This is a genomic window from Dietzia sp. Cai40 (assembly GCF_014145165.1).
Taxonomy (GTDB): domain Bacteria; phylum Actinomycetota; class Actinomycetes; order Mycobacteriales; family Mycobacteriaceae; genus Dietzia; species Dietzia natronolimnaea.
Map to the genome: position 1 here is coordinate 1 of NZ_JAALEB010000407.1, position 12,370 is coordinate 12,370.

Sequence of the window (12,370 nt, forward strand, 5' to 3'; positions counted from 1 at the left end):
AGCGTGGAGTTCGTCCACGAGCGGGCCACCTACGCCGCCGGCGCCCAGGACCCGCGAGCCGACCTCATGCTCTCACTGCTCGGTGCGTTCGCCGAGTTCGAGCGAGCCATCATCCGTGAACGCCAGGCCGAGGGCATCGCCATCGCCAAAGCAAAGGGCAAGTACAAGGGACGCAAACGCGTCCTGACCGACGAGCAGATCGACAAGGCGCGAGCCCGCATCGAGGCGGGGGAGGGGCCATCGGCGATCGCACGTGATCTGGGGGTCGGGCGATCGACGCTCTATCGCGCGCTGCAGAGAGAAGTGCAGAAAGGGGTTCGCTGAAGCCGGGATGGACTCAGCTGCTGCTCTCGGCTTAGTTGCACGACCCAGTAGTGAGGACGGCAATGCTGAGCCAGCAGATTGTTGTTAGGTCATACTTATGTGCATCCTGAGGCATATCTGGCTTCAGACTCATTCGTCGAAGGGGTCGCGGTGGAAGACATTCAGGTGGATGGGAGTGGCGATCTTCGGTGTTCAAACTGTGGCGGGAAGAGCTTTACGCGAAAGCGCACCAGGAGAGCGAAGATCCTCGGCGCCACCGCTGGCGTAGCGACGGTGGGCGTAGCGGGCTTGGCTGCTCCTCTCGTCGCAACGCAAAAGCTTTACTGCCAATCGTGCGGTACGTACAACCGCATGGGGGCAGCCAAGCCGTACAAGCCGAAGTCGCCATCACCGGCGAAGCCTGCGACGTCGAGCCCCGTTAGCAGCAGTACTCGGACCCCGGGCCGGCCACCAAGGAAGTCCTCCAAGTCCGAAGATATATTGTTCACGCTTTTTCTAGCCGGATTGTTCCTTGCTCTCTTTATTTGGGCGTTCACCGCAGGAAGTATCCTTTGGTCAATCGTGACCGGACTTCTCTTGGCCTTCTGCGTCTTCCTTGTCTTCACTGCAGTCACATTGGAGCGATCAGATGTGTCCCCTCCAAGGCCAGGTGCACGGGACGCAGACGCGGCCTGACCGGCGAGCAGGTCGCCGAAGCGCGGGACCGCCTCAAAGCGGGGGAAGAGCCATCAGCGATTGTCCGCGACCTCGTGTTTGGGCGATCGAAGAATACGGCGCCGATTGTCGGGGTCGACCAGCTCGCCCCGATCTCGGATCCAGAGAAGCCCCCGGAGGAGCACGTCGCTGGATTAGGAGTGCCACACAAGGCCGTGATGTCTCCACATTTGCTGCGCTACTTGTACGTGCCACACCGACAAGAGCCGGGTTTAGGGTTCGTGCTGCGCGAGCCGGAAGTCAACGGTTCGCTCACGAAGAGTCGCGTTAGACGATCGTCAAACGCGACAGCGTCTGACGCAAATTATGGGAAGTCCCGTTACTGGCGGGCGGGTCCGAGGCCGCTGCCCTGTCGGGGCCCCTCAGATCCAAGCAAATGAGAGGGGTGCCCTCCCCTCGACTCGCAAAGGAGGTGGCGGGACACCCCTGGGGCGGTTCAGAGCGGTTCGGGGCGGCAGTGCTCAGCTTCGCAACTCGATTTCCTGCCCAGTGTCGGATCAGCATGCGACTATCGCCCAATGAACACGAGACTCCGAGCGGATGGCCTCCGCATGCCGGCTGTCTACCCAAATCGATTTCTTGGCCTCTTTGCACGTGCGCATCTTTGTGAGGGCGGTGTGGTGCAGCACACTGTTCTGGGATTGTCTCCCTCCCACGCCGCTAGGCGCGCACGGAGGCAGGAGACAAAAATGCTTTGTGAGCAAGCAGGATTGGGATGACACGGATCTGGTTGTTCATTTCTGCACTAGCGCCGGCGCTACTCGTTGTAGGCTTTCGCTTGGTTGCAAGTCATCGGTTTATCGGTATAGCACTATTCGCGTTAGCGACAGTCGCTATACTTACGGTGTTTTTTATACTAAAAGCGCGGAGCTCGGTAGTCCCAAGGTTGTTCGTAATAAGCGAATCGAGGGACGAAACTCAACAAGTACCGACTTATTTACTAACTTTCATTGTGCCATTTTTATTTGTAGATATCAATGATTGGGGAAACGCTGCAGCGTATTCGGTGCTAATCGTCTTGATTGCAATCTTGCTGTACCGCACCGATCTCTCTCTCGTCAATCCGGCACTGCTCGCTCTGGGGTACCACATATACTCGATTCGGGACGGAGGAGGGCATGAGTCCTTGATTGTTTCCCGAACGCGCCCCCGGGTCGGGGCGAGTATCGCGGCGGTCCCGCTATCTGGCCACATATACAAAGTCGATGTAAATGAAACGGAGCGCATGAATGAGTGACGTGGGTATTGATGTTCAGAACATCGATGTAAGCTCAGCGATGACACTGGTGGTCGGATGGACATCTGGGAAAAGTCTAAAATTGCGGCAGGTACTCTTAAGTCAAGAGGTAGCAGCTGCCTTCCGGGATGTGGTCCAGAACGCCTCGAGTCAACTGGCACAAAGAGAGCCTGCCGACTGGACGCCCGATGCTGACCTATCTCCAGAGACCTATTTAGTGCTAGACGTCGACCAGGTGGGAGATGCCCCCAATCTCGCCGCCGAACATTCTGGCGAAAAGTTCCTGTCAGTTCTTGGATGGGCGGAGCGATTAGAGGAGATTAATCCCAAGCATCTCCCTGCAGGAGACCTTTCCTTTTATGCAATTGTAGTTGGAGAGGCTGGCGACAGGGCTGTGTTTATCCGCAGATCAAATCCTCGCCGGGGACTTAAGAGGGGACGTATATACTCCACGCTGTCAGACACTCTGCAGCGCGTGGAGGACCCAATATTTGCGTTCGATGAATGGATCGATTTGGTTTCTTTCCGCGGCAAGTTGGGGATCTTTAGTCAAACTGTCTTTTCTGCCTTTTTTCGCGACCAGGAAACTTTGGCAAAAAAGATTCCTGAATGGATTACTATCCTTGCGGCGTCGGTTCCGATGGAGTCCGTCAGTCAAGACTTACTCGAAACTCGAGTAAAGAGAGATTCGCGCCTTAAGGCACGTCTGGAAGCGATAGTTAGACGGGATCATCTATCGAGCGTGTCGAGCAGTGACCTGCGTCTGGCAATGGAAGAAAATGAACTAGATCCAGACAGGTTGATGGGTGTCGGTGGAAAGTTGCGTTTCGAGGTGGACGACATTCCACAGGTGCTTTATTTTTTGAATGAGGACCTGTTCACTGGGTCTCTCTCGAAGACTGGATTTCGAGCTGACAAAAAAGCCGCTCGATAGTTTTTCTGCTGTGCCGCGGACGTCATGTCGGTAATCGCTACGCTTTACATAAGGCATGGATATCGGCGGGTGGCCCAGCCTGGTCGATTGTCGTACGACCGACCAGGCCGGGCATTGATCGTTAGCTGATCGCGGACAGGAGTTCGGTGCAGGCCTGTTCGCATTTGCGGCAGGCTTCGGCGCAGACTCGACAATGCTCGTGCATGTCCTCGTGCTTCTTACACTCGGTGGCACATTCTGCGCATGCTGTCCGGCATGCCTCGAGCGTGGTCTTGACCGTGGCGAGGTTCTGCCCGGTGCGACGGCTGAGGATTTTGCCAGTGGTTGCGCAGAGATCGGCGCAGTCAAGGTTGAGGCGAATGCAGTTCCGTAGGTCTGCGACCATCTCTTCGGCCAGGCAGGCGTCAGCGCACGAGGTGCAAGTCTGTGCGCATTCGAGACACGCGGCGATGCAGTCGGCAAGCTTCTGCACGTCTATGCCGGAAGCGTCGTTGGGGTGGGTTTCGATCATTGAAGTGATGTGAGACATCGATGTGCTCCCTTCTTCTCCGAGTCGTCGCTGGAGGCGCCCAGCTAACGCCGACGCTACTGATGCGCAGAACTGGCTACAGTCCCTCGGTTCGACCTTCGCAGAATCTTTGTAATAACAAGCGTCCAATACCCGTTGTATCGGCTTTTCGCAGAAGGGCGGATCATTGTGCGGAGCGGTGACGCACGGTGATCCACTGCGCTGTGATGATGACTAGGGCCACGATCGCGGTGATGCCCAGCGTGAGTGGGTCGGACTGCGCCTTGAGCAGGAGGAAGGGTACGAGCACTGCGACGTCGAGGACGATCGCGACCCACGGGATCCACGCCTTGGCATTGACGTCGTCCTTGAGGCGTCGGACGATCCCGTAGTGGATGGCGATGTCCATTGCCAGGTACAAGATCGCCCCCAGGGAGGCGATCTGTGACAGGTCGAAGAAGGCTGCCATGAGGATCGCCAGGCCGGCTGTGATGTAGAGCGACTGGTGTCCGCCGGCCCCGGGTAGTCCCGGCACCTGGCCCATGTCGCGGAGCATGTCGTAGAGCTTGGAGACAGAGAACAAGCTCGCGATGAGTCCTGACAGCGTCGCCACCACCGCGATGATCACGGTCAGCGTGACGCCCCAGGATCCGAACATCGGCTTGGCAGCCTCGGCGAGGGCGTAGTCGCGGGCCCCGATGATCTGCGGAACGGTCAGGCTGGCGGTTACTGCGACGGTGATCAACAGGTAGAGGACGGTGCACAGGGCGATGGAGATCATGATGGAGCGGCCGATGTTGCGCTCCGGGTCCCGTAGGTCCGCGCCCTGGTTGGTGATCGTGGTGAAGCCCTTGTAGGCCAGGATGCACAGGGTCACCCCGGCCAGAAAGCCCATCCAGCCGTGCTCCGGTGGGGTGCGTTCGGCGACGGTGAACAGTCGGTCCAGCGAGGACACGCCCGCGGCCAGGATGCCGGCGATCGCCAGCACAGCGATGCCCACGATCTTGAGCGCCGCGGTAGCGGTTGCTGACCGCTCGACCCACTGGTTGCCCACCAGGTTGACCAGCGCGGCGGCGGCGATGGCGAGCACTGCCAGCACCGGCACCCACAGGGAGGAGTCCTGCATGCCGAACGGCCGCAGCACGTAGGTGCCGAAGGTCCGCCCCAGCAGGGACTCGGCGAGGATCATCGACACGTACATGAACAGGGAGAACGTGCCGGCCGCCACCCCGGGCCCGTAGGCGGCTTTGAGCAGCATCGCGATCCCGCCCGAGGACGGGTTGATGGCCGAGTACCGGATGTAGGAGTAGGAACTGAACGCCACTACCACCGCGCCGGCGAGGAACGCCCACGGCACCCAGCCGCCGGCCAATTCCGCGACCTGGCCCACGAGGGCGAAGATGCCGGCTCCGATCATTACCCCGGTTCCCAGCGCGACGGATCCGGTGAGAGTGAGCTTGTCTTGGGACTGTGTGCTGTGGTCCATGCTGACCGCACTACCTTCCTGCCGGTGGGTGGCCGCGTCGGTGGCGATATCGGCGCGAGTGGGGATGTCAGGCGAGTTGCATAGTGGTCAGGCAGGTGAGGTCATCGTCGCCCGTGGAGATCGGAGCGGTGGCCGTTCTGCCGTCGTGGTCGATGGTGAGCGTGGCCGTGATGCCTCGCGGTAGCCAGAGCCCGAGAAAGCCGTTGTCGTAGGTGATGCGCGGTTCGTCGATGAGGGTGTCACCGGAGGCGTTATCGGTGACTGTGACGTGCACCTGTTCGTTGGCGATCTCGCCGAGGCAAGTGGTCAGGCTGTGGAATCGGCAGGGGTGGGTGCTCGTGTAATACGGAGCCACTGACAGATAGAACTGGTCCTCTGGAATAGGAATCGTCTCGAGGCTCTCATCGCCACTGGTCAAGACGAGCTCAGTCGGCTGCACCGAGGCGATCAGATCGTTCGGCCTGTCGGCCACCGGCATGGTGTCGAGCGTGTTGATGATCTGGGGTGCCTCGAGGCCGGCGAGATCGTAGGACTCCAACGAGGTGACGGGTGGTTCTGTCGACGCGTTGCCTGACGGTCCGGTCGAGCAGCCGGCGAGAGTCAACGCGGCGGCAGCAAGGAACGCGGATGCGACTCGTCGCCGAGAGGTGTCGGTGGTTGTCATGGTGGTTATCCTCGCTCCATCGCTCTTGTGACGGATTCTGGGCTCAGGTCGAGGCGCCGCAGCAGCTGGGCGTTGAGGGCAACAACGACTGTTGACAGCGACATGAGGATGGCGCCGACGCTCATGGGCAGCACGAATCCGATCGGAGCCAACACGCCGGCGGCGAGAGGCACGGCGGCAAGGTTGTAGCCGGCGGCCCACCACAGGTTCTGCTTCATCTTGCGGTAGCTCGCCCGGGAGAGTTCGATGACCGAGAGCACAGAGCGGGGATCCGATGAGGCCAGGATGACGCCGGCGGAGCCGATCGCCACGTCGGTCCCGGCGCCGATGGCGATGCCCACATCGGCTTGGGCCAGTGCGGGCGCGTCGTTGACCCCGTCGCCGACCATGGCGACCTTCTTGCCTTCGTGCTGGAGTTGGGCGACCTTGGCGGCCTTGTCTTCTGGCCGGACCCCGGCGAAGACCCGGTCGATGCCGAGCTCGGCGGCGACGGTGTCAGCGACGGCCTGAGCATCGCCGGTGATCATGACGACCTGCGCACCGGCAGCATGGAGCGCGTCGACGGCGTCACGGGACTCGGGCCGGATCTCATCGGCCAACCGCAGCGCGCCGATCACCCGGCCCTCGGCGAGGACGTGCAGGATGATCGCGCCCTCGGTACGCCACTGATCGGCGACGGGGAGTTCGTCGCGATCGTGCTGGTCGAGGAGATAGGGGCCGCCGACCTCGACCACGGTGCCCTCCACCGTGGCCTTCACGCCCACAGCTGGCGAGGAGGAGAAGTCGGTCGCCTTCGCCACGGTCAGTTCGCGGGCCCTTGCGGCCCCGACCACGGCTCTGGCGAGCGGGTGCTCGCTGTCGCTCTCGGCCGCCGCGGCGAGGGCGAGTACCTCGTCTTGGGTGTGTCCCTCGATCGGTTCGATTCCGGTGACGGTGGGTTCGCCCTTGGTCAGGGTGCCGGTCTTGTCGAACAGGACGGCGTCGACGGTGCGCATCGATTCGAGCGCGAGGCGGTCCTTGATCAGTACGCCGCCGCGGGCGGCGCGTTCGGTGGCGATCGAGACCACCAGCGGGATCGCCAATCCCAGGGCGTGCGGGCAGGCGATCACCAGCACGGTGATCGTGCGCACCACCGCCGCATCCGGCATCCCCAGAACACTCCAGATGACAGCGGTGATCGCCGCCGATGCGAGGGCGAACCAGAACAACCAGCCGGCCGCGGTGTCGGCGATGCGCTGGGCACGCGAGGAGGATGCCTGCGCGTCGGCCACCAGCTTCTGAATTCCGGCCAGGGCAGTGTCGTCACCGATTGCGGAGACTTCGACGCGCAAGCCGGAGTCGGTGGCCACCGTGCCGGCGACCACTTGCTCGCCGATCTCACGGCGGACCGCCTTGGACTCGCCGGTGACCATGGATTCGTCCATGCTGGCCGAGCCGTCGATAATCTTGCCGTCGGCGGGCACAGAAGCACCGGGGCGGACAATCACGACGTCGCCGACCGCCAGATCGGCCGGTGCGACGGTGACCACGTCGTCGCCGTCGACCTTCTCGGCCTCATCGGGTAGCAGTGCCGCCAGGGAGTCGAGTGCAGAGGTGGTTTGCGCCAGGGAGCGCATCTCGATCCAGTGGCCCAGCAGCATGATGACTACCAGCAGCGCCAGTTCCCACCAGAAGTTCAGCTCATGATCCAACAAGCTCAGGCTTGCGCCCCAGGAGGCGATGAACGCCACGGTGATCGCCAAGCCGATGAGCAGCATCATGCCGGGTTGACGAGCGCGGACCTCGGAGAGAGCGCCGGTCAGGAACGGCCGGCCGCCCCAGAGGTAGATCACTGTGCCCAGGATGGGGGAGACCCACCACACCCATCCGGCGTCGGGCAGCTGGTAACCGATGAGGTCGGCGAACATCTCGTTGAAGCCGACCACCGGCACCGCCAAGACGAGCATGATCCAGAACAAACGTCGGAACTGCCCGACATGGTCTCCGTGCCCGGCATGACCGCCATGGTCTTCATGGCCAGCGTGATGCTGCCCCGCATGGGCGTGGCCCGTCGTCTCCTGGGGCCCGTCCGGGTGATGGTGCTCAGCTACCGCCGTGTCTCGCTCGTTGAGGTGCCCGGCCGCGGCTCCGCCGGATCCGTGACTGTGGGCGTGGTCATGATGATCGTGCGACTGATTCATTTGGTCCCTTCCGTCTTGTCCATTGCCACCTGGTTGGCGTGATCTTCGAGCGGCATGCGTCCGGCAGCTTCGATATGCAGGAGTTTCGAGGGAGTGAAACAGCAAGAACATGATTCCCTGACAGCGGTGAGCCCTAGCGCATGATGTGTTCTAGGGGTCATGGACATCTCTTCCCGTGGGGCCAAGTAGCAGTTGCTCCGGGCCACGAGCCGATACCGCCGCAGGGTATCGAATCGTGCTGACATCTGTGCTCGGCCGACCACGTTCGTGACACCGCCCATCCCAGGATCGCCGTTCCCGTCGGTGATGACGCACGTCCTGGCGTTCTGGGGTCCGGCCGACAGTCAGGATCGTGGGTGAGCCAGCGGATTGTGGTGGAGATTGTGTGAAGGTTTGCTCAAGATGTTCGTCAGGGGAGTGGTTCGGGCTGGCGCCACGATGATGGCGGCTCCCTTCTAGGGCGCTCGGAACGATGGAAGCACCCTCCGCCGCTGCTGGTCTTTCGGGCGCCCAAGGGCGTGGGCCAGGGTGAGCTGCCTTTGGCCCGACTCCGTAGCCACATTGCTCGAACCCGAAGGCTTCTTCGGTGACGACCTGCGGTGATGGCCTGGGACGATTGGAACAACCGGGTTGCCAGCCCGGGATAGGGCCCGCGAGTTCGTCGAGCTAACCGGCGGCGTCGACCGGATCCTGAATTCGATCAGATGTCATGTTCTCTCCTGGTTTCTGCCGTGCGAGTTCATTGGCTTTCCCACCCGCAAACTATACCCCAACGGGGTATGTTGGTGAGGCGTGTTCACCGAATTTCGGGGCTCGGCTACATCCGCGAAGCATCCTGCTCGCGACCTTGCCGGGGCCTCCCATGCACCTACCCGCCCCCGCTTAGCGGGAGAAGCGGGCGATGGCGTCGGCCACTTCCTTGAATTTGATCTCTGCGGCCTCGTCGGACTCGTTCACTGCGTCGGCGACGCAGTGGCGCATGTGGTCGTCGAGCAGGCCGAGGGCGACGTTGCGCAGTGCGGAATTGATGGCGCTGACCTGGGTGAGGATGTCGATGCAGTACTGCTCCTCATCGATCATGCGGTGGATGCCCCGCACCTGGCCCTCGATCCGCTTGAGCCGGGCCTTGTAGCGGTCCTTTTCCTTCATGTAGCCGTGGTGACTGTGGGTCTCGCAGCCAGCGGCTTCGGCATCGTGCTCGGCTGCAGGGTCGATGGCGAGGTCCGGGGTATCCGTCATTGCTGGCTCCTGGTCTGGTCGTGGTTGGGGGTCGCGTGGCTTGAGGTGAACCCGCGCAGGCGTAGGGAGTTGGTCACCACGAACACACTCGAGAACGCCATTGCGACGCCTGCGAGCATGGGATTGAGCAGTCCGATCGCAGCGACGGGGATCAGTGCGACGTTGTAGGCGAACGCCCAGAATAGGTTGCCCTTGATGGTGCCCAGGGTCCGGCGTGACAGCCTGATCGCGTCCACGGCGGATCGCAGGTCGTCGTTCATCAGAGTGATGTCGGAGGCTTCGATCGCCACGTCCGTGCCGGCGCCCATCGCCAGTCCGAGCTCGGCCCGGGCGAGAGCTGCCGCGTCGTTGACGCCGTCGCCGACCATGGCGACGTTCTTGCCCTTGGCCTGCAGTTTCTCGATCTGGGCGACCTTGTCGTGGGGCATGACCTCGGCGATCACGTTGGCCGGATCAATGCCGACCTCGCTGGCCACGACACGTGCGGCTCCGGCGTTGTCGCCGGTGAGTAGCCACGGGGTCAATCCGAGAGCTTTGAGTCCGGCTACCGCCTCGGCGGAGGTGGGCTTGACGGTGTCGCGGACGGTGATCACGCCCGCGACGGTGCCGTCGATCTGGGCGACCACAGGGGTGCCGCCCTGCTTCTGGGCATCGTCGAACGCGGTCCGCAGGTCCGCCGGCAGGGAGCCCTCAGGGCGACCAATGGTCACCACGGCACCGTCGACGGTGCCCGTGACGCCACGGCCTGCAGTATTGGTGAACCCGGTGACCTCCGGCAGAATGGCGGATCCGGCCTCCCTGTCGGCCACGGGGCCCTCGCCCGCCAGACTCTTTGCACCCTCGCGGGCGATGGCCTGGGCGATCGGGTGCTCGGACGCGGCCTCCACCGCAGCGGCCTTGACCAGCAGATCCGTCCGGTCGAATCCGGCGGCAGTGGTGACCTGGCTGACGGACATCACTCCGGAGGTGACGGTGCCGGTCTTGTCCATGACGATGGTGTCGACGCGCCGGGTGGACTCTAGGACCTCGGGCCCCTTGATGAGCAGTCCCATCTGGGCGCCGCGGCCGGTACCGACCAGGAGTGCGGTGGGAGTGGCCAGGCCCAGTGCGCACGGGCAGGCGATGATGAGCACGGCCACGGCGGCGGTGAACGCGGTGGCCAGTCCCGCTCCCACCACAAACAAGTGCACGAGCAGGGTGATGATCGCGATGACGATCACGATGGGCACGAAGACCTGCGAGATGCGGTCGACCAGTCGTTGGACCGGGGCCTTCTTGGACTGCGCCTCGGTGACCAGCTTGGCCATCTGGGACAGTGTGGTGTTCTCGCCGGTGCGGGTGACCTCGATCAGCAGTCTTCCCGAGGTGTTCATGGTTGCGCCGGTCACCGTGGAGCCGGACGTGACCTCAACCGGGACGGATTCGCCGGTGAGCATGGACTCGTCGATCGCGGACGAACCCTCGGTGACGCGACCGTCGGTGGCGATCTTTTCGCCCGGGCGCACCACGACGATGTCGCCGACCTTCAACTGACCCACGGGGATGCGGACCTCGACGCCGTCGCGGAGGACGGCGGCGTCCTTGGCTCCCATGTCGAGGAGCGCCTTGAGTGCGGCGGAGGACTGCCCCTTGGCCTTGGTTTCAAACCAGCGGCCCAGCAGCAGGAAGGAGATCACCACGGCGGCGGTCTCCAGATAGATCTCGTCCATCGTGGAGTTTGTGGGCAGCAGATGCACTTCCATGGTCATGCCGGGCATGCCGGCGTTGCCGAGGAACAGTGCCCACAGTGACCAGAGGTAGGCGGCCGCCGTGCCCATGGAGACCAGGGTGTCCATGGTGAACGAGCCGTGCCGCAGGTTGGCGAGGGTGGCCTTGTGGAAGGGTGCGCCTCCCCAGAAGAAGATGGGGGTGACCATGGTCAGCACGGCCCACTGCCAATTGGTGAACTGCAGTGCCGGGATCATGCTCAGCAAGACCACCGGGACCGTGAGTGCAGCCGAGACAATCAGACGGTGTTTGAGGTCTGCGGTCTCGCGTTCCCTGGCCTCCTCGATCTGGTCTCGGGGACCGGCGCCGCCACCTGCGGAAGTTGCGTCCACAGCCTGGTCGTCGTCATTCTTCATCGTGAACGCGTCGTATCCCGCACCGCGCACGGTCTCGATGAGCGCGTCCGTGTCGACCTTGCTCGGGTCGAAGGAGATGGACGCGGACTCGGTGGCGAAGTTGACCGTGGCGTCCACCCCGTCGAGCTTGTTGAGCTTGCGCTCGACCCGCCCCGAGCACGAAGTGCAGGTCATGCCCGTGACGCCCAGATCTATGTCGATCAGATCCACCGCGGGGTGCATCTGGGAGGGTTGAGTCTGGGTCATCGAGGATCAATCCTTCACGGTGAACGGGTGGTGTGCTCGGGGCCAGGGATCTCGCCAGCTGCTGGGGCTGGCGAGATCGCTTCGCGTCAAGAGGTGACGGTGTAGCCGGCTTCCTTGACGGCGGCGACGACCTGCTCGTCGGTGAAGCCCTCGCCGGAGACCGACACCGTTCCGGTCTTGCTCGAGGCCTCCACCATGGAGACGCCCGCGATTTCGCCGACTTCCTCCTTGACCGACGACTCACAGTGTCCGCAGGTCATGCCCTGGACGGTGTACTCCTTGGTGCTGGTAGCCATGACGGCTCCTTCCGTTGACGGGTGTAGTTCGTTGAGACATCCGATGGCTCGGATCAATCCGAACACCAATGAACCTATACCCCGTAGGGGTATTGGTCAAGGGTGATGTTCGCTTGTGTCCGCGGCTCACTCCGCCTGCACTCTGATCGCCCGGACGCCGTATGGATTGACCAGTAGGCGGGCGCAAGAGCCGTGGCGGCAAGGTCTTTGGAAGCGCGGAGACGAGCTCACCGTGCTGGCGGTGCAGCGCGAACCAGGCCCTTGCCGCCGCAGTTGAGCAGTTCGTCATAGAGACGGGCGACGCGTATTAACGCAGGCCAACACCCGGCCATGTCTGTATCCGCAACCAATTGTTCGGAACCCTGGCCGAGGGCCTCTTAGGCTAGCCCCGCTGATTCACGGAGCGTGAGGATTGCTGC

9 protein-coding genes are annotated in these 12,370 nt (G+C 62.7%); 2 read left to right on the forward strand and 7 right to left on the reverse strand.

Features of this window, described 5'->3' with window-relative positions:
• Both G6022_RS14485 and G6022_RS14490 read left to right on the forward strand, forming a co-directional pair.
• A partial coding sequence (locus G6022_RS14485; protein ID WP_182691842.1) for a helix-turn-helix domain-containing protein occupies nucleotides 1-324 on the forward strand: 324 nt, incomplete at its 5' end.
• Nucleotides 325-2,267: 1,943 nt separating this feature from the next.
• A complete protein-coding gene (locus tag G6022_RS14490; RefSeq protein WP_182611237.1) occupies nucleotides 2,268-3,209 on the forward strand; it encodes a hypothetical protein in 942 nt (313 codons plus the stop codon).
• A 121-nt stretch (nucleotides 3,210-3,330) separates the two neighbouring features.
• Here the strand turns inward: G6022_RS14490 and G6022_RS14495 are convergent, their stop codons facing one another.
• From G6022_RS14495 to G6022_RS14525, 7 genes are all read right to left on the reverse strand, one after another.
• Entirely contained in the window at nucleotides 3,331-3,720 is a 390-nt protein-coding gene (locus G6022_RS14495; RefSeq protein WP_228549190.1) for a four-helix bundle copper-binding protein, read from the reverse strand.
• A gap of 181 nt (nucleotides 3,721-3,901) precedes the next feature.
• On the reverse strand, nucleotides 3,902-5,203 hold the full coding sequence (locus G6022_RS14500; protein WP_182611236.1) for an APC family permease: 1,302 nt from the start codon (nucleotides 5,201-5,203) through the stop codon (nucleotides 3,902-3,904).
• A 67-nt stretch (nucleotides 5,204-5,270) separates the two neighbouring features.
• Complete coding sequence (locus G6022_RS14505; RefSeq protein ID WP_182611235.1) at nucleotides 5,271-5,867, reverse strand: CueP family metal-binding protein; 597 nt, start codon at nucleotides 5,865-5,867, stop codon at nucleotides 5,271-5,273.
• A gap of 5 nt (nucleotides 5,868-5,872) precedes the next feature.
• Nucleotides 5,873-8,047: a heavy metal translocating P-type ATPase gene (locus tag G6022_RS14510; RefSeq protein ID WP_206682243.1), complete on the reverse strand. Its 2,175-nt coding sequence runs from the start codon at nucleotides 8,045-8,047 to the stop codon at nucleotides 5,873-5,875.
• Nucleotides 8,048-8,929: 882 nt separating this feature from the next.
• Complete coding sequence (locus G6022_RS14515) at nucleotides 8,930-9,286, reverse strand: metal-sensitive transcriptional regulator (RefSeq protein WP_017838595.1); 357 nt, start codon at nucleotides 9,284-9,286, stop codon at nucleotides 8,930-8,932.
• Nucleotides 9,283-11,655, reverse strand: a complete 2,373-nt coding sequence (locus G6022_RS14520; protein WP_182611234.1) for a heavy metal translocating P-type ATPase — start codon at nucleotides 11,653-11,655, stop codon at nucleotides 9,283-9,285. The genes G6022_RS14515 and G6022_RS14520 overlap by 4 nt, the downstream gene beginning before the upstream one ends.
• An 86-nt stretch (nucleotides 11,656-11,741) precedes the next feature.
• Entirely contained in the window at nucleotides 11,742-11,951 is a 210-nt protein-coding gene (locus G6022_RS14525) for a heavy-metal-associated domain-containing protein (RefSeq protein WP_007625927.1), read from the reverse strand.
• Nucleotides 11,952-12,370 lie beyond the last annotated feature (419 nt).

What these genes read in the sequence shown, in the direction of transcription:
- G6022_RS14505 (WP_182611235.1), bottom strand. Translation starts at nt 5,867, where the DNA reads ATGACAACCACCGACACCTCTCGGCGACGAGTCGCATCCGCGTTCCTT.
- G6022_RS14525 (WP_007625927.1), bottom strand. Translation starts at nt 11,951, where the DNA reads ATGGCTACCAGCACCAAGGAGTACACCGTCCAGGGCATGACCTGCGGA.
- G6022_RS14495 (WP_228549190.1), bottom strand. Translation starts at nt 3,720, where the DNA reads ATGATCGAAACCCACCCCAACGACGCTTCCGGCATAGACGTGCAGAAG.
- G6022_RS14510 (WP_206682243.1), bottom strand. Translation starts at nt 8,047, where the DNA reads ATGAATCAGTCGCACGATCATCATGACCACGCCCACAGTCACGGATCC.
- G6022_RS14490 (WP_182611237.1), top strand. Translation starts at nt 2,268, where the DNA reads ATGAGTGACGTGGGTATTGATGTTCAGAACATCGATGTAAGCTCAGCG.
- G6022_RS14500 (WP_182611236.1), bottom strand. Translation starts at nt 5,203, where the DNA reads ATGGACCACAGCACACAGTCCCAAGACAAGCTCACTCTCACCGGATCC.
- G6022_RS14520 (WP_182611234.1), bottom strand. Translation starts at nt 11,655, where the DNA reads ATGACCCAGACTCAACCCTCCCAGATGCACCCCGCGGTGGATCTGATC.
- G6022_RS14515 (WP_017838595.1), bottom strand. Translation starts at nt 9,286, where the DNA reads ATGACGGATACCCCGGACCTCGCCATCGACCCTGCAGCCGAGCACGAT.